Here is a 16733-nt window from a genome sequence, read left to right as displayed (position 1 = left end):
AACAAGAACGCCGGGCTTCAACGCCCGGCGTTTTTTATGGTGACATTCCGTTTTAGGGTGCCGTCGGTGCTGCCGCCTGACGCCGCTGACTCACCTGCGCTTGGATGAAGTTCACCGTGTCGTTCAGCGCCGGTGCCTTGCCGCGGAACTGCTGCGACAGGGAAAACAGCAACGCGAAGTGGCCGATGTCCGGATACAGTTTCACCTGCACCGGTTCGTGCTCGCGGCGCATCGCCGCCGCCAGCGAAAGCGTATTGCGCGGCCACACGATCTTGTCGGTCGTGCCTTGCAACAGCAGCATCGGCGGTTCGTCGCCGTTGACGAAATGCACCGGCTGCGAGCGCAGCTGCGCTTCGTGCGTGGAGCCGAACATGTCGACGAAATCCGGATCCTTCAGCGGCAGGAAATCGTACGGTCCGGCCAGGCCGATAAAGCCCGCCAGCTGCTTCGCGTGCATGCCGTCGGCAGCCAGCCACTCATCGTCGGTGGCCAGCAAGGCCGCGATGTGCGCGCCGGCGGAGTGACCCATCACGAACAGTTCGTTGCTGTCGCCGCCGTATTCGCCGGCGTGCGCATGCGTCCATGCCACAGCGCGGGCGCCGTCCTGCATAAAGCCGTCCAGTTTCACTGTCGGCCACAGCCGGTAGTCCGGAATCATCACCACCAGGCCACGCCTGGCCAGCGCCTCGCCGACAAAGCGATACCACTGGCGCTTGCCGGATTTCCAGCTGCCGCCGTAGAAATAGACCACCACCGGCGCGTGCTCGGTATGCGGCAGGCGATAGATGTCCATCGCCAGGCCATGTTCCGGATCGAACCTCACGTCGTGGTCGATGACCACGTCGCCGTGCCGGCTGGTCGCGTTGAGCCCGGCGAAAAACGTCGCTTGGCAACCGGCCAACAGGCCGGCACCGAGCGCCAGCGCGATCGCCGCCAGCAGTCCGGGGCGCTTGCGCACAGAGGTGATGTTGTTTTTGGACGGCATGCGGTTCCTTCAATTCCGGTAGCGCGGCGGCGCGGACATGTTCTCGAAGCGGCGGCAGCACCGGCCGCAGCAAGAGCCTCTACATACGTGACGGCGTCGAGGCAGGATGCAGGCGCCGCTGTATAGCAGCCGTGTTCCGCCTACACTGTGCCGCCACAGGTATCGAGCAGGGAGCGCAGGCATGACGGAAGCTGACATGGGGAGAATGGGAATGGATCGTCGGTCGTTGGCGTTGCTGTGCTTTTGCGTGCTGTTCGGCTGGCTGCTGGCACGACCGGCCTCGGCACAGGATATTCCGCCGCCGCTGCGCGATTGGCAGGGCTGGGTGCTGCACGGCGTGCCGCGGCATGACTGTCCGTTTCTCGCCAACCAGATGCCGAATCCCGAGAGCTTCCAGTGCGCATGGCCCGGCCGGCTGAGGCTAGATGCCGGCAGCGACGGCGGCCGCTTCAGTGTCGATGTGCATGTGGATGCGCCCAGCTGGATTGCCTTGCCGGGCGATGTCAGAAACTGGCCGCAGCAGGTCAGCGTCAACAACCAGCCGGCCACCGTCATGGCGCACGACGGCCAGCCGATGCTGTGGCTGGCGGCGAGCGACTACAAAGTGCAGGGCGCGCTGCCGTGGACTGCGCGGCCGCCGCGACTGCGCGTGCCCGCGGCGATCGGTCTGATCACGCTGAGCGTCGACGGCGCCGTGGTGAATCGCGTCGAACGTCAGGGCGATCAGCTCACCCTCGGCGAAGCCGCCTCGGCACAGCGCGCGGCGGACGCGCTGTCGCTGCGCGTCTATCGACGCTTGCAGGATGGTCTGCCGGCGACGCTGGAAACCCAGCTGCAATTCAACGTGACCGGCAGCGCGCGCGAGCAGCTGCTCGGTCCCGCACTGCCAACCGGTTTTGTCGCCACGGCGCTCGCGGGCGATCTGCCGGCGCGGCTGGAAAACGACGGCCGCCTGCGCGTGCAGCTGCGGCCGGGCCAATGGACCGTCACCCTGCTGGCGCGCCACACTGATGCGTTGCGCACGATCTCCCTGAAGCTGCCTGGCGCACCGTGGCCTCGGCAGGAAATCTGGAGTTATGCCGACGACAGCGACCTGCGCGGTACGCGTGTCGACGGTCGCGCGGCCGATGCGGTGCAGGCCGGCGTGCCGGACGACTGGCGCACGCTGCCGGCGTTCGCGCTCGACGATACCGATGGGCTCGCGATCGAACAGGGCACGCGCGGCGACGAAGGCGGCCAGGGCGCGCAGCTGCATCTGCAGCGCGAACTGTGGCTCGACTTCGATGGCGGCGGCCTGAGTATTGCCGATCGCCTCAGCGGCGATCTTCGCCATCATCAGCGGCTGGATGTGGCCGCGCCGTGGCAACTGCAGCGCGCCTCGCAGGGCGACGAACCCCTGCTGATCAGCAAAAGTGCGGACGGCCGCAGCGGCGTCGAAGTGCGTCAGCAGAAGATCGACCTCAGCGCCGGCCTGCGTTTGCCAAGCCACAGCGGTGCCGTGCCCAGCGCGGGCTGGCGGCTGCCGCTGGAAGGCATCGACGCTACGCTGCACCTGCCGCAGGGTTATCGGTTACTCGGCGCCATCGGCGCGGATCGCTCGCCCGACTCCTGGATAGCGCAGTGGAGCCTGCTCGATCTGTTCGTGGTCGCGGTGATCGCCTTGCTGGCCGGCCGCCTGCTGGGCTGGCCCTGGGCCGTGCTCGCCGTGGTGTTTCTGGCATTGGCACAGCACGAGGACGGCGCGCCGCGCTGGACGCTTGCCATGGCCATCGCCTTGTCGCTGCTGATGCAGGCGCTGCCGGAGGGACGTCTGCGCGTGGGCGCACGCGTGGCTGCGGTCGTGCTGTTCGCGCTGACCGTGCTGTGGACCTTGCCGTTCGCGTCGACGCAGCTGCAGTATGCGCTGCATCCGCAGTTGGAGAGTTCGACAGTTTCAAACGTCGAAAACGCGGCCATGGCGGTGGAAGAGGTCAGTCAGAACGCCGTGATGCCGCCGCCTCCTGCTCCCAGGATCGTCGGTGGTATGCCTGTCTCGCCGCCGGCCCCTGCGCCGATGGACAGCGAAGCGACGCCATCGTCGGCCATGGCCAGCAAATCCGTTTCGGAAGATGCCGATGGACGCTCACATGGGCAGTACATGTTGGGGTCGGCAGACACCGCTTCTCGAATCTCACCCGCCACACAGGTCGCCCGGGAGCAGAGCAATCCGGACCTGATTCAGGCCGGCGTCGGCATGCCGCGCTGGGATCAGGGCAACGATTATCATCTGGGCTGGTCGGGTCCGGTGACGGCCGAACAGACCACGCGGCTGGTGATCGCACCCTCGTGGCTGGTACGCGTGCTGCGCGTGCTGACAGTCGCCTTGCTGGCCGCCCTGTTGGCCAGACTGGCGCTGTTCTTGCTGCCGCCGCTCCGTGGATCGTTGAGCTTCCTGCGCGGCCGTGGAGCCATGGGTGCTGCGCTGCTGGCGCTGGCCATCGTGCCGCACATGGCGCGCGCGCAAAGCCTGCCGGACCAGCGGCTGCTCGATCAGCTGCGCACGCGCCTTACCGAGGCGCCGCCGTGCGCGCCCACGTGTGCGCAGATCGCCCAGGCGCAGCTGCAGGCAAGTGACGACGGCCTCGACGTTATGCTTGAGGCACATATCGGCGCACCGACCGCGCTGCCGCTGCCGCAAACCGACGATGCGCTGCCGCTGGTCGACGTCAGTGTGGATGGACACCCCGGCGCACCGCTGGCCCGTCGCGCCGATCAGCTGGTGCTGAGGCTCGATCGCGGCGTGCACAAGATCGGCTTGCACTATCGCGCAGGCGACGCGCAAAGCGTGAGCCTGCGCTTTGAGCTGCCGCCGCAGCATATCGCGTTCGACGGCGCCGGCTGGTCGCTCGATGGCGTCGATGCCGGCCGCATGCTGGGCGATAGCCTTGCGCTCAATCGCCTGCCTGCCGCCGGCGCCAGCAAGGATTCCGCGCCCGCGCAAAGCTTTCCACCTTACGTGCGGCTCACCCGTAGCCTGGCGCTGGGCCTGGACTGGACTGTGGAAAACGTGGCCGAACGAATCGCGCCGAAAGAGGGTGGCTCCAGCACCACACTGCCGCTGCTGCCCGGCGAGCATCCGCTGGGCGACGACGCGCTGGTCAACGACGGTCGCATCCATGTCACTTTCAGCGCCGGCACCGATACCGTGCGCTGGACCAGCCGGCTCGATCACAACGCAACACTGTCGCTGAAGGCGCCGGCGCTGGGCGAGCGGGCCGAGGTCTGGCTGATCAATACCGCGCCGATGTGGCACGTGGAGGCTACGGGTGTACCGACCAGCGCGAGCGACGAGGGGCTGCGGTATCAGCCGCTGCCCGGCGAAACGCTGAAACTGGTGCTGAGCCAGCCGACGGCCATCCAGGGCGACAGCCTCGCCTTCGATCACGTGCAACTGGACAGCGCTGTTGGCGAGCGCGTGACAGAAAGCACCCTGACCCTGCTGGCACGCAGCACCCGCGGCGGCGAGCATGCCATCAGCCTACCGAGCGGCGCCGAATTGATCGAGGCGAAGCGCGACGATGCAGCGATCAATCTCGCCATTCGCGATGGCAAACTGAGCCTGCCGCTGCTGCCGGGCGAACACACCTATGCGCTGCGGCTGCGCGTACCGGACGGCATCGCGTTGCAAACACGCGCGCCGGCTTTTGCGCTGCATGCGCCATCCGCAAATATCGATCTCAACCTGCAATTGCCGCAGGATCGCTGGGTGCTGTGGACGTGGGGCCCGACCGCCGGCCCGGCGGTACTGTACTGGTCGCAGCTGGTCGTACTGCTGTTGGCGTCTTGGCTGCTTGCGCGCTATGCGCCCACGCCGCTGCGGTTTCATCACTGGCTGCTGCTGGGGCTGGGGTTTTCCGCTTTTGCCTGGAGCGCGTATGCCCTGGTCGTGCTGTGGCTGATCCTGCTCGGTTTGCGCGCCCGCGGTATCGCGTCAACCCGACTCGGCCGGCCCACGTTCAATCTCATGCAGCTGGGGCTGGCGATTCTCACGTTGCTGTCGCTGCTCGTGCTGGTATCGGCCGTGCCCAAGGGTTTGCTCGGCCTACCTGACATGCATGTGGCCGGCAACGACTCCAGCGCGTGGCGGCTGCACTGGTTTGCCGACCAGACCGCCGATGCACTGCCGACGGGCGGCGTGCTCAGCGTGTCGTTGTGGGTCTACAAGCTGGCGATGCTGGCCTGGGCGCTGTGGCTGGCCAATGCCTTGATCGGCTGGCTGCGCTGGGGCTTCGAGGCATGGTCCAGCGGCGGCTACTGGCGGCAGCCGCCGGTCGCCGTTGCTCCCCCGCTACCGTCCATCCCGCCCGTGAACGAGGAGTCGCCGAATGTCTGATGTGCGCAGCGTGCTGACCGACGCCATGCAGCGTCTCGACGAGAGCATCGATGCCGAGATATTGCTGCTGCATGCGCTGGGGAAATCGCGCAGCTGGTTTATTTCGCATGCCGACGATGAGGTGGATATAGACGTCCAGACGACTTATGCCGCGCTGGTCGAGCGGCGGGTGAAGGGCGAGCCGGTGGCGTATATCACGGGTCGCCGCGGCTTCTGGTCGATGGATCTGGAGGTGACGCCGGATACGCTGATTCCCCGGCCCGAAACCGAACTCCTGGTCGAGCTGGCGCTGGAACGCCTGCCGCGCGGCACGACCGCACAGGTGGCGGATCTGGGCACCGGCAGCGGTGCGATTGCATTGGCGATTGCCAGCGCGCGTCCTCAGGCCGGCGTCACGGCCACGGACGCCAGCGCCGCCGCGCTGGCGGTAGCGATCAATAACGCCAGACGCCTGCGCATCGCCAATATCGACTTTGTCCAGGGTGACTGGCTGACGCCGCTGATCTTTCAGCGGTTCGCGCTGATCGTTTCCAATCCGCCGTACATCGAAGCCAACGATCCGCATCTCGCGCGCGGCGATCTGCGCTTCGAGCCGGCGAGTGCGCTGGTCTCCGGCAAGGACGGCCTGAACGATATTCGCCGCATCATTACCGACGCGCTCGCGCATCTGGAGCCCGGCGGCTGGCTGCTGCTCGAACACGGCTGGCATCAGGGCGAAGCCGTGCGCAAGCTGCTGGAAGCGGCGGGTTACATCAAGGTGTTTACCGCGCAGGATCTGGAGCAGCGTGACCGCGTGAGCGGCGGGCGCGTTTGATAAAGAGCCCCGCGCATCGGCGCGGGAAAGCGATGCCCGATGGCTCAGCCCGCGCTGGCGATCGTCGCCAGCTGTGGAAAGCGGGCCTTGATGGCGTGGCGGATACTGGGCAAGTCGAGTCCGGCCATGGTCAGCACTTCCTCGCGACTGCCGTGTTCCAGATAGACGTCTGGAAGGCCGAGATGCAGGATCGGTTTGACGATGCCGTGCGCAGCCAGACACTCGGCCACGCCCGAGCCGGCGCCGCCGGCGACGGCGTTGTCTTCCAGGGTGACGAAGGCATCGTGGGTCTTGGCCAGCTCCAGCAGCATCGCCTCGTCCAGCGGTTTTACGAAGCGCATGTTGACCAAGGTGGCGTCGAGTTCGGCGGCAATGGCGGCGGCGGGCGCCAGCATGGTGCCGAAGCTCAGCAGGGCGATACCGTGTCCGCGACGGCGCAGTTCGGCTTTGCCGATCGGCAGCGTGTCGAGGTTTTTGTGGATGGCGGCGCCCGGCCCGTTGCCGCGCGGGTAGCGAATCGCCGCCGGTCCAGCGTACTGAAAGCCGGTGCTGAGCATCATACGGCACTCGTTTTCATCGGCCGGCGCCATGATCACCATATTGGGCAGGCAGCGCAGAAAGGACAGATCGAAGGTGCCGGAATGCGTGGCGCCATCCGGCCCCACCACGCCGGCGCGATCGATCGCGAAGGTGACATCCAGGTTCTGCAGCGCCACGTCGTGGATGGCCTGATCGTAGGCGCGCTGCAGGAAGGTGGAGTAGATCGCCACGACTGGCTTGGCGCCTTCGCAGGCCATGCCGGCCGCCAGCGTCACCGCATGCTGCTCGGCAATGGCCACGTCGAAATAGCGCTGCGGGTATGCCTTGGAGAAGCGCACCAGGCCCGAACCTTCGCGCATCGCGGGGGTGATGCCCAGCAGGCGCTCGTCGCTGGCCGCCATATCGCACAGCCAGTCGCCGAAGATGTCGGTATAGGTCGGTTTGGCCGGCGCGGATTTTTTGGCCAGACCGGCCTGCGGGTCGAACGGGCCGACCGCGTGGTATTCGATCTGCGCCTGCTCGGCCGGCGCGTAGCCTTTGCCCTTGGTCGTGATCACATGCAGCAGCTGCGGGCCGGGCAGATTCTTTACCGTGCGCAGCGCGTGCAGCAGCTGTGGAATGTTGTGGCCGTCGATCGGGCCGGTGTAGTGAAAGCCCAGCTCCTCGAACAGCGTACTGGGCACGAACATGCCTTTGGCGTGCTCCTCCCAGCGCTTGAACCAGCGGCCGAAGAACGACTGCTTGGGTATCGCCCGCTTGGCCCGTTCGCGCCAGGTGTTCAAGGTCTGGCTGGCCATCGCGCGCGCCATCATCTTGGTCAGCGCGCCGACGTTCTCGCTGATGGACATGCCGTTGTCGTTGAACACCACCAGCATGTTCGGCTCGACGTCGCCGCCGTGGTTCAGCGCCTCGAAGGCCATGCCGGCGGTCATTGCACCGTCGCCGATCACCGCCACGACCTTGCGGTGGTCGCCCTTGCGCTGCGCCGCGATCGCCATGCCGAGGGCCGCCGAAATCGAGGTGGACGAGTGGCCAACGCCGAAGGTGTCGTACTCGCTTTCCTCACGACGCGGGAACGGCGCCAGGCCGTCCTTCTTCTTAATCGTGGTGATGCGGCTGCGGCGGCCGGTGAGGATCTTGTGCGGATAGCACTGGTGGCCGACGTCCCAGACCAGTCGATCGACCGGCGTGTTGAACACGTAGTGCAACGCCACGGTCAGCTCGACCACGCCCAGTCCGGCGCCGAAGTGGCCACCGGAGCTGGCGACCGCCTCGATCAGATACTGGCGAAGCTCGTCGGCAACCGCCGGCAGCTGATCGTCGGATACGCGGCGCAGATCGACGGGCGTGTCGATTTTGTCGAGGTGGGGGTAGCGGGAAAGCTCGGTCATTTGCGTATTGTTGGTCCAGCGGCGAGGCGGGGCAAGGGCGGCGCGCGGCAAATGGGCGGGCAGGCAGCTATGGTGTGGCCTCGGGCCGGTGTGCCCGATGGCTGCGGACGCCCGGCTGGCGGGCTTCTTCCGCTTTGCTTCTTCCACCTTTTAAGGACTTTTACATGAGTGCCTCGTCAATGTTTCGCCGTTTTGCCGCAGGCACGTCGTCCGCCGCCGGCAAGCCCGCCACGTTCCTGGCGGCCGTGCTGATCGTGCTGGTGTGGGCCGGAACCGGGCCCGTGTTCCATTTTGGCAATACCTGGCAGCTGGTCATCAATACCGGGACCACCATCATTACGTTCCTGATGGTGTTTTTGATCCAGAACACCCAGAACCGCGACGGTGCTGCCGTGCAGATCAAGCTGGACGAGCTGATTCGCAGCAGCCGGGCGCACAACGCGTTGCTCAATCTGGAGGAGCTCGACGACGAAACTCTAGCTCGAATCCGCAAGCACTATTGCCGCTTAGCCGACCAGGGGCGCGGTGAGTTGGATAACGTCGAGGAGGCGCTGGCGGCCGATACGGACTGAAGCGGCGCGTGCCCTAAGCGAAGGCCTCTGCCGCCGCAGGCCGGCGATTGCGTGGCAGGTGATTGACCAGAAACTCCATCTGGTCGGCCAGGATGTTGCGGTTGGACAGAATCAGATGCTCGACCCAGCTGGGCCGGTAGGGTACGGCCAGCAGCGGCATGTTGGCCTGTTGTGGCGTGCGGTTGCTCTTTTTCAGATTGCAGTGCAGGCAGGCGCTGACCACGTTTTCCCAGACGTCGGCGCCGCGCTTGGAAATGGGCAGCACGTGATCGCGGGTCAGTTCGCCGCGCGTGAAGCGATTGCCGCAGTACAGGCATAGATGGCGGTCGCGGGCGAACAGCGCGGTATTGGTCAGTGCGGGTGCGGGGTCGATCGCGTGATCGCGGCAGTGGCCGGTGCTGGCGATGATCGGATGCAGATGCATCAGGCTCTGCTCGCCGTGCAGGCGGTTGATGCCGCCGTGTACGGTCAGGCAGGGCTCGCCGAGCGTCCAGGCCACCGCGTCGCGCACATAGAGGCAGACCGCCTCCTGCCAGCTGATCCAGTCCAGGATGCGCCCGGCGGCATCGAGCGACAGCACGCGTGTCGCGTGGATGTCGGCCCGGGTGGGCACTTCTGTCAGAGGGACTTCCATAAGCATGCAGATCGTCCTTCAGCCAAGGCGTCGGAGAGCGCTACAACAATGCAGGATGCGTCATTCTCTCCAGCATAGAACACTTTGATTGCAATTCGCATGCTAACCGTATCGGCGTCCCGGGGGCCTGCCGGCACCGCGATGAGGCAAGGGAGGTTCGGGCCGTATTCCCTGCGGCGACAAGTCGCCCGCCCGCAGCGGCGCTGATATAGTCACCCATCACAACAACCCGACGCCGGGTTATGGGAGGGGACGCTTCGGTGGCGACCCCGGCACGGCGGGGCAGAGGTAGTCAACGTGGCTGAAGTCCTTTTCTACGAGCGTCCCGTTCCGCTCAATCGTGTCGATCACAAGGATCTGCGCCTAAAGAGCGTGCCGAACTTGAAATATGCCATGAAGGCGCATTCGGTGCCGCTGACCGGTACCGAGTTCTTCATTGCCGGGCGCGATCTGATGATCGTTTTCGCCGGCAACGATGTGAAGGACGCCGGCCCGGTGGCTTTGCTCGGCTTGCGCCAGGACGAGAATCTGTACATCGACGCGGAGGGTCATTGGGCCGCCGATACTTACGTGCCCGCCTTTATCCGCCGTTATCCGTTCGTACTGGCCGAGAAGCCGCAGGGACAGCCCGGCGAAGAGCTGACTGTTTTCCTCGATGAGGACTACGCCGGCTTCAACAAGACCGAAGGCGAGCGCCTGTTCAAGGAAGACGGCACCGATACCGAGATGTTGACCCAAGCCGTCGGCTTTCTGGGCGAGTTCCAGCAGAACATTGCGCGCACGCGCTGGTTCCTCGAGCAGCTCAACAAGCATGACCTGCTGATGCCGCGCAATATCCGCCTGACCCGCGGTGCGCCGGACAGTCCGGACAGCCGGTCGATCAACCTCAACGGTCTGTTTGTGGTCAACGAGGAAAAGCTTCGTACGCTGGACGAAAAGACCACGCACGAGTTTGCGAAGGAAGGCGTATTCGGCTGGATCTATGCACACCTGATGTCGCTCTCGAATATCGACCGCCTTGCGCGTCGACTCGAACAGCGCGAGCTGGCCGAAACCCCGGCCAGCGAAACCCGAAACTAACTGGTCGCGAACGGCTGGCGCGGCGCCTATGGCGTTGCGCCAGCCGTTTTTTCTAGCGCACCGCTTTGGCCAGCCGCAACAGATCCGGCGCATAGCCGCTGGCTTCATACAGCGCCCGTGCGCCCTCGTTACCCGGGAACACCGCCAGGGTCACCAGTTGGCAGTGGTGTTCACGTGCCCACGCTTCGGCGTGCGCCAGCAGGGCCTTGCCCACGCCCAGACGCTCGTGCTGGGGCACTACCGCCAGATCGGAGATATGGCAATTGCTTCGTCCGGTGAAGAAATCTTCAGTGCGCTGAAGATGGATAAAGCCGACCCGCTCGCCATCGGCATTCTCAGCCACGAACAGATAGCTGTTCGCCGGCTGATCTTCCAGATGTTTCAACAGGTCGTCGCGAATGCCTTCAATGCATTCATGCCGACGTCGCCACGGCGGCAATGTGAAATCCACGAATCGCGGCACCAGCGAAAGAATGAAGTCGTCGTCGTCTTCGGCAAGACGGATCAGCAAGTGTGGCTCGGTCATCAGTGTGAGGGGTAGCGGGGAGTCCATATTCTTTTCTACACCCTGCGCCGGCACGGCGGAAGGGCTCGCCCAGCCATCGGCGTCAATATCGCCGCCGGAACGGGCGAGAAGAGCGCCCTGCGCCGTCGCTCCTCGAACGTTGGCAAGCCTATTGCATTGCCTAGGACATGAGCGAATCAGCCTACGACATCTCCTATCTGCTTCAGGCCGAGCTGGTCAAGTTCAGTTCGCCGACGCCGTCAGCCTCTCAAACGGAAATGCTTTCGTCTGCCGCGAAGGCCGCCGAACAGGACGCCGCGGCCATCCATGCCGCCACGGCCCGCGAGCTGCTGGCGCTAGACGACGTGCATGAAGAGCTGATCCGACAATACATGCAGATCAGCAGCTTCAAGGTGCAGGCCTGAGCGAAACGTTTGTGGCGCGGGGGCTCTCGCGGTCATGACTGCATCGATCCCGAATTGACCCACTGCGGCACTTTTCTTCGTCTCCGACTGATCTGCTGACCATTTGTGACGCGTACGTTCGAAAGAGCCGTGCTTTGTCACCATCCCAGGAGCCCGGCCAGGCCGGGCTTTTTACCGGGTCAACCGCTGAGGCAAACGATCGCCTAGCTTCCGACGACCGGCAGCGCGATGTAGCTGGCCTGCTCCGGCGAGTGGTAAATCCGCTGGGTGGCCTTCTGGTAGTCGGCTGGCGTAGCCTCGAAGATGCTTGGTACGAAGGTCTGCGGATTTCGGTCGTAGAGCGGGAACCAGCTCGACTGCACTTGCACCAGGATGCGATGGCCCGGCAGGAAAACGTGGTTGGTCGCGGGCAGGGCAAAGCGATAAGCCAGCGGCTGGTTGGCGACCAGAGCCTTCGGCGTGACAAAGCTCTCGCGATAGCGACCGCGGAAAATATCCATCGCCACCGCCAGCTGATAACCGCCCAGATCGGGCCGGTCGGCCACCTGATCGGGGTATACATCGATCAGCTTGACCACCCAGTCGCTGTCGGTACCGCTGGTGGAGGCAGCCAGATGCACTTCCGGCACGCCGCTGATTTTCACCGGCGCGGTCAGCACGTCGCCGGTGAAGGTCAGCACGTCGGTGCGGCCGGAAGCCTCGCGCTGGTCGTCGACCAGCCACTGCGACCAGGTCTGGCCGGGATCGTAGCCGATCGGTTGGATCGGCCGCGCCCGGAAGGGCACGGGGTGCGTGGGATCGGAAACGTACTCGTCGTAGGCGGCGCCGGTGGCGGGCGCGTTGAAGCCGAGTTTCAGCCCCGGCCCCAGGTAGAGCGAGCGGCTTTTCGTCGGGCAGCCGCTTTCGCAGACCAGCGGCCAGCGGTCGAGGCGGCGCCATTGATTGGTGCCGGTTTCGAACGCGGTGACCGGTGCGAGATCCGCTTTCGGGGCACCATCCTTCAGATACTGCGCGAGGAAAGGACGCAGGATGTGCTCGCGAAAATACTTGCCGGTGTCGCTGTCGAAGCTGATTGCGCCCAGCGAGCTCGCCTCCTCGATCTCCTGGCCGTGGTGCCACGGACCCATCACCAGCTTGACCATGTCGCCTCCGCCGTCCTTGGGCTTGATCGCACGATAGACGGCCAGCGCGCCGTAGCTGTCTTCCTGATCCCACAGGCTGTGCACCAGCATCACCGGCACCTTCAGCGGCAGCGTAACCAGTACCTTGTCGACTGCCTGATCGCTCCAGAACGCATCGTATGACGGGTGCGCCAGCAGCTTGTTCCAGAAACCGAGCTGGGTCATGCCGTACTGGCGGCCCAGCTCGGCTGCCGAGCCGGCCTGCATGAACAGGTCGTATTCGTCGTGGTAGCTGCTCCACCACTTGATGCTGTTGTCGCGGCTGGCGGTCTGCTCGTAGATGTAGCTCATGTTCTGCTGGCGGAAGGCGCCGTTGTGGAACCAGTCGTCGCCCATCCAGCCGTCGACCATCGGGTTCATCGGCACCGACACTTTCAGCGCGGGGTGCGGGTTGACCAGGGCCATCAGAGGCTCGAAGCCGTCGTAGGAAATGCCCAGCGTGCCGACCTTGCCGTTGGACTCGGGCACGTGCTTCACCAGCCAGTCGATGGTGTCGTAGGTGTCGGTGGCATCGTCGACCGACGTCGGGTTCTGCGGACCGTGCACCGGACGGTTCATCACGTAGTCGCCCTCCGAGCCGTACTTGCCGCGCACGTCCTGCACCACGCGGATATAGCCGTCTTCGACAATCACGTCGGTGGCGTTGTCGTAGCCCTGCAGCATCGGGCCGAGGTGGCCGCTGGGAACGTGAGTCGTCAGCGCCTTGGCGTCGTACGGCGTGCGCGTCAGCAGCATGCCGGCATGCGCGGCGCCGGCGGTGGTCAGCACGCGGGGCACCAGAATGATCGTGTGCAGCTTCACGCCGTCGCGCATCGGAATCATCACCTCGCGCCGCACGTAGTCGTAGCTGGCGGTGGCCGGCTTGAAGTCGGCCGGCGTTTCGCTGGGATAGTTCGGGTATTTCGCGGCAGGCGGGTCCGTGGCCAGCAAGGCGCCGCTCATCGTGAGCAGCAGGGTGAACAGCGCAGGCCTCAGCCCGCGCCACGCGACGACGGCACGACTCTACTTCATGATGACTCCCCGTTGGATAGCTCCCCTAGAGTAGCCGCATGTTGCGGCCGCGAGTCATGGTGACGTTGCAATGCCGGTGGGCAAAGCATGGCGCATGAAAAAGCCCGGGCAAGAGAGCCCGGGCTTTTCATTTTCCACTGCCTGTACCGCGAGGACTCAGGCGATTTCAGGCACCGTCGCGATGCCGGCCTCGATCGCTGCCTGATGCATCAGGCAGCGCGGCAGCAGGCGGGCGAAGTAGAAGCTGGCCGTGTCGCGCTTGGCCTGCTTGAACGCTTCGGACTGCGTGCTGGTTTCCGCCGCCGTCACGCCCTTGGCCAGCAGGTAGGCGAGGGCGACATAGCCGGAGTAATACAGGTAGTCGTTCGCCGCGGCGCCCAGTTCTTCCGGGTTGGCCTGGATCTTCTGAGCCAGCTTCATGGTCAGGTCGCCCCACTGCTTGGTCGCCACGGCGAGCGGACCGATGAGCGAGCGCAGCGCTTCGTTGTCCTTCTGCGCGTGGCAGAACGTGCTGATCTCTTCCAGGAAGTGCTTCAGGCCGACGCCCTGCAGCTGGAGAATCTTGCGGCCCAGCAGGTCGGCCGCCTGGATGCCGGTCGTGCCTTCGTACAAGGTGATGATGCGGGCATCGCGGACGAACTGCTCCATGCCGTTTTCGGCGATGAAGCCGTGGCCGCCGTAGACCTGCAGCGCCTCCTTGGTGCACTCCTGCGCCAGCTCGGTGACCACACCCTTGGCAATCGGAATCAGGAACGCGACAAGCTCGCCGGCCTTCTTGCGTGCGGCCTCGTCAGTGGCGCGGGCTTCGATGTCGGTCTGCAGCGCGGTATAGAGCAGCAGTGCGCGCGAACCTTCCACGAAGGCGCGCTGGGTCAGCAGCATGCGCCGCACGTCCGGCTGCACCAGCAGATTGTCGGCGACCTTGTCGGGGAACTTGGCGCCGGAAAGCGCACGCGACTGCAGGCGTTCGCGGGCATAGTTGAGGCTGTTCTGCAACGCGCGCTCGGCCAGCGCCAGGCCCTGCACGCCGACGGACAGGCGCGCGGCATTCATCATGGTGAACATCGCAGCCAGGCCCTTGTGCGGCTTGCCGATCAGAAAGCCCTCGGCATTGTCGAAGTTCATCACGCAGGTGGAGCAGGCGTGGATGCCCATCTTGTGCTCGATCGAACCGGCGGTCACGGTGTTGCGCTCGCCGAGCGAGCCGTCCGCGTTGACCTTCACCTTGGGCACGATAAACATCGAGATGCCGCGGCTGCCGGCCGGCGCGTCGGGCAGGCGGGCCAGCACCAGATGCACGATATTTTCGGTGAGGTCGTGCTCGCCGGCGCTGATGAAGATCTTGGTACCGCTGATCTTGTACAGGTCGTGCTCGCCGGACTTCCCGGCCGGTTCGGCGCGGGTCTTGATCATGCCCAGGTCCGAGCCGGCCTGCGGCTCGGTCAGGCACATGGTGCCGGTCCAGCGGCCTTCGACGATCGGTTTCATGTACAGCTGGCGCTGCCATTCCTCACCGTGCATTTCCATCGCGTGGGTCGAACCCTCGGACAGCAGCGGGTACAGGCTCCAGGCCAGGTTGCCGGACTGGAAAATTTCGGTGGTGGCAGTGCCCAGCACGGCGGGCAGCGCCTGGCCGCCGTAGGCCTCGGGGTTGGTCAGGCCGGTCCAGCCGCCGTCGGCGAACTGCTTGAACGCCTCCTTGAAACCCTTCGGCGTGGTGACCGTGTGAGTGGCCTTGTCGAAGTGGCAGCCCTCGGTATCGGCGGGCCAGTTAGTCGGCGCCAGCAGCTGCTCGCTGAGGCGGCCGGCTTCTTCCAGCACGGCGTCGAACAGGTCGCGGCTGTGCGCTTCGCCGCCGCTCAGGCTGGTCAGCGTTTTCTCGGCGTCCAGCACGTCGAAGAGGGTGAAGCGCAGGTCGTCGAGGGGAGCTTTATAAGCGGTCATGGCAATTCCTTGGTCGAAGGGTCGTCGTGCAGAAAGTTTTCTGAGTTTGTGTCGAAGCGACGCGCTGCCTTGCGTCGTGTGTGGAAGCGATCAGCGGTAGGTGTTGGGTATGCCTGGCGTCGGCGACAGCGAATCGTTGCCGCTGAAATCGAAATCGCGCGCCTGTTTTTCCTGTTCGGGCTTGGCGTTGGCGCTGCCGCTGACGCGGTAGCCCAACGATCCGGCGCTGCCCTTGGCGCTCACCGCCTGCAGCGCCTTGGACATCGGTGCGGTCGGAAGGATGGTCAACGTGGTCACATCGCCGCTGAGCGCGGGGATATCCAGTTCGAACGTGCCGTGCAGCCGGACCGGTACCAAGTCGGCAATCTGCAGCTGTCCATCCAGCGAGGTGAAATCCATCTCGCCATAGCTGTTGTTCTGGATACGCACGCTCAGCTGCCACTCCCCGTCCGGCAGCAACTTCAGCTGTTGCACGCTGACGGTTGGCGGAAAGACGCTCTTCTTCGGCGGCCCGCAGGCAACCAGCCCGGCCGTCAGCAAAAACATTAGAGAATCGCGCAGCAGTCGATGCATGGATATCATCTCAAACGATTGTTTGAATATTAGCAGGAAGTCGCAAAAGTGCGGTGACGGCCTGGCAAACGTTTTGACGCATAGAAAAAGCCCGGGATGGTTCCCATGGCGCGATGCAGCAGGCATCATCGACTTTTCCATTTACACCGGCAGCCTTACATGACCCGTCGCATCGTCGCCCGTCGCTCCCCCATTCACGGCAATGGCGTCTTCGCCGTGGAGCCGTTGGCCAAGGGTGAGGAAGTGATCCAGTACAAGGGCAAGTTGCTGACCAACGACGAGGCCGACGAGCTCTATGGCGACGGCGGTGAAACCGGTCACACGTTCCTGTTCACGCTCAACGACGATTACATCATCGACGCCAACCAGAACGGCAATGGCGCGCGCTGGATCAACCACAGCTGTGAGCCGAACTGCCGCGCGGTGGTCGAGGAAAGTCCCAGCGGCAATCCGCGCCGCGACAAGGTCAAGATCGAGACCATTCGACGCATCAAGCCCGGCGAAGAGCTCACTTACGATTACGGCATCGTGCTCGAAGTACCGCATACGGCGCGGCTGAAAAAGCTGTGGAAGTGCCTGTGTGGCTCGCCCAAGTGCACTGGCACCTTGCTGAAATCGAAGACGCAGCACGCCTGACTCGAATTGCGCCATGCGGTGCTCACGCGCCGCAGACGCGACGGACACGCGGCGCGCATCCGCCTGCGGC

At 64.8% G+C, this 16733-nt stretch carries 14 protein-coding genes; 7 read left to right on the top strand and 7 right to left on the bottom strand.

Features of this window, described 5'->3' with window-relative positions; genetic code table 11:
- Positions 1-52: 52 nt before the first annotated feature.
- Positions 53-985, bottom strand: coding sequence for an alpha/beta hydrolase (locus tag HDE76_RS10820; protein ID WP_184507331.1), 933 nt, complete (start codon positions 983-985; stop codon positions 53-55).
- 211 nt (positions 986-1196) lie between these two features.
- Between HDE76_RS10820 and HDE76_RS10815 the strand changes: the two genes are divergently transcribed.
- Positions 1197-5357, top strand: coding sequence for a hypothetical protein (locus HDE76_RS10815; protein WP_184507328.1), 4161 nt, complete (start codon positions 1197-1199; stop codon positions 5355-5357).
- Positions 5350-6171, top strand: coding sequence for a peptide chain release factor N(5)-glutamine methyltransferase (prmC, locus tag HDE76_RS10810; RefSeq protein ID WP_184507325.1), 822 nt, complete (start codon positions 5350-5352; stop codon positions 6169-6171). Before HDE76_RS10815 ends, prmC begins: the two co-directional genes overlap by 8 nt.
- Before the next feature lie 44 nt (positions 6172-6215).
- On the opposite strand, the gene dxs is transcribed toward prmC, so the two are convergent.
- On the bottom strand, positions 6216-8102 hold the full coding sequence (dxs, locus tag HDE76_RS10805) for a 1-deoxy-D-xylulose-5-phosphate synthase (RefSeq protein ID WP_184507322.1): 1887 nt from the start codon (positions 8100-8102) through the stop codon (positions 6216-6218).
- 179 nt (positions 8103-8281) lie between these two features.
- Between dxs and HDE76_RS10800 the strand changes: the two genes are divergently transcribed.
- The gene (locus HDE76_RS10800; protein ID WP_255481540.1) at positions 8282-8674 is read left to right on the top strand and encodes a low affinity iron permease family protein; all 393 of its coding nucleotides are present in this window, start codon (positions 8282-8284) and stop codon (positions 8672-8674) included.
- A 13-nt stretch (positions 8675-8687) separates the two neighbouring features.
- Here HDE76_RS10800 and HDE76_RS10795 read toward each other — a convergent pair whose 3' ends face one another.
- A complete protein-coding gene (locus tag HDE76_RS10795; protein ID WP_179477703.1) occupies positions 8688-9314 on the bottom strand; it encodes an HNH endonuclease in 627 nt (208 codons plus the stop codon).
- Positions 9315-9605: 291 nt separating this feature from the next.
- Here HDE76_RS10795 and HDE76_RS10790 point away from each other — a divergent pair, with 291 nt between their 5' ends.
- A complete protein-coding gene (locus HDE76_RS10790) occupies positions 9606-10388 on the top strand; it encodes a SapC family protein (protein WP_179477702.1) in 783 nt (260 codons plus the stop codon).
- A gap of 52 nt (positions 10389-10440) precedes the next feature.
- Here HDE76_RS10790 and HDE76_RS10785 read toward each other — a convergent pair whose 3' ends face one another.
- Complete coding sequence (locus HDE76_RS10785; RefSeq protein ID WP_184507757.1) at positions 10441-10914, bottom strand: GNAT family N-acetyltransferase; 474 nt, start codon at positions 10912-10914, stop codon at positions 10441-10443.
- A gap of 167 nt (positions 10915-11081) precedes the next feature.
- Between HDE76_RS10785 and HDE76_RS10780 the strand changes: the two genes are divergently transcribed.
- Complete coding sequence (locus HDE76_RS10780) at positions 11082-11318, top strand: hypothetical protein (protein WP_184507316.1); 237 nt, start codon at positions 11082-11084, stop codon at positions 11316-11318.
- A gap of 203 nt (positions 11319-11521) precedes the next feature.
- On the opposite strand, the gene HDE76_RS10775 is transcribed toward HDE76_RS10780, so the two are convergent.
- The 3 genes from HDE76_RS10775 to HDE76_RS10765 form a co-directional block, all read right to left on the bottom strand.
- A complete protein-coding gene (locus tag HDE76_RS10775) occupies positions 11522-13429 on the bottom strand; it encodes a CocE/NonD family hydrolase (protein WP_343205690.1) in 1908 nt (635 codons plus the stop codon).
- A 237-nt stretch (positions 13430-13666) separates the two neighbouring features.
- Complete coding sequence (locus tag HDE76_RS10770; protein WP_184507310.1) at positions 13667-15454, bottom strand: acyl-CoA dehydrogenase C-terminal domain-containing protein; 1788 nt, start codon at positions 15452-15454, stop codon at positions 13667-13669.
- A 90-nt stretch (positions 15455-15544) separates the two neighbouring features.
- Positions 15545-16027 carry a hypothetical protein gene (locus HDE76_RS10765; protein WP_184507307.1) on the bottom strand — a complete coding sequence of 161 codons (483 nt, stop codon included), beginning with the start codon at positions 16025-16027 and terminating at the stop codon, positions 15545-15547.
- Here HDE76_RS10765 and HDE76_RS10760 point away from each other — a divergent pair.
- Complete coding sequence (locus tag HDE76_RS10760; RefSeq protein WP_184507304.1) at positions 16026-16190, top strand: hypothetical protein; 165 nt, start codon at positions 16026-16028, stop codon at positions 16188-16190. The two genes, HDE76_RS10765 and HDE76_RS10760, sit on opposite strands and share 2 nt — an antisense overlap.
- A complete protein-coding gene (locus tag HDE76_RS10755) occupies positions 16187-16663 on the top strand; it encodes an SET domain-containing protein-lysine N-methyltransferase (RefSeq protein ID WP_179477695.1) in 477 nt (158 codons plus the stop codon). Before HDE76_RS10760 ends, HDE76_RS10755 begins: the two co-directional genes overlap by 4 nt.
- Positions 16664-16733: the final 70 nt, after the last annotated feature.

Source organism: Rhodanobacter sp. ANJX3, assembly GCF_014200755.1.
In the GTDB taxonomy this organism is placed as follows: domain Bacteria; phylum Pseudomonadota; class Gammaproteobacteria; order Xanthomonadales; family Rhodanobacteraceae; genus Rhodanobacter.
Note: the sequence above shows the minus strand (reverse complement) of the source record. Positions and strands in the feature narration are given on the sequence as shown.

Bases quoted from the DNA above. Each gene is read 5' to 3' on its own strand.
- HDE76_RS10755 (WP_179477695.1), top strand. From the start codon at position 16,187: ATGACCCGTCGCATCGTCGCCCGTCGCTCCCCCATTCACGGCAATGGC.
- HDE76_RS10770 (WP_184507310.1), bottom strand. From the start codon at position 15,454: ATGACCGCTTATAAAGCTCCCCTCGACGACCTGCGCTTCACCCTCTTC.
- HDE76_RS10780 (WP_184507316.1), top strand. From the start codon at position 11,082: ATGAGCGAATCAGCCTACGACATCTCCTATCTGCTTCAGGCCGAGCTG.
- HDE76_RS10820 (WP_184507331.1), bottom strand. From the start codon at position 985: ATGCCGTCCAAAAACAACATCACCTCTGTGCGCAAGCGCCCCGGACTG.
- HDE76_RS10765 (WP_184507307.1), bottom strand. From the start codon at position 16,027: ATGCATCGACTGCTGCGCGATTCTCTAATGTTTTTGCTGACGGCCGGG.
- HDE76_RS10800 (WP_255481540.1), top strand. From the start codon at position 8,282: ATGTTTCGCCGTTTTGCCGCAGGCACGTCGTCCGCCGCCGGCAAGCCC.
- HDE76_RS10815 (WP_184507328.1), top strand. From the start codon at position 1,197: ATGGATCGTCGGTCGTTGGCGTTGCTGTGCTTTTGCGTGCTGTTCGGC.
- HDE76_RS10785 (WP_184507757.1), bottom strand. From the start codon at position 10,914: ATGACCGAGCCACACTTGCTGATCCGTCTTGCCGAAGACGACGACGAC.
- HDE76_RS10795 (WP_179477703.1), bottom strand. From the start codon at position 9,314: ATGCTTATGGAAGTCCCTCTGACAGAAGTGCCCACCCGGGCCGACATC.
- dxs (WP_184507322.1), bottom strand. From the start codon at position 8,102: ATGACCGAGCTTTCCCGCTACCCCCACCTCGACAAAATCGACACGCCC.
- prmC (WP_184507325.1), top strand. From the start codon at position 5,350: ATGTCTGATGTGCGCAGCGTGCTGACCGACGCCATGCAGCGTCTCGAC.
- HDE76_RS10760 (WP_184507304.1), top strand. From the start codon at position 16,026: ATGGATATCATCTCAAACGATTGTTTGAATATTAGCAGGAAGTCGCAA.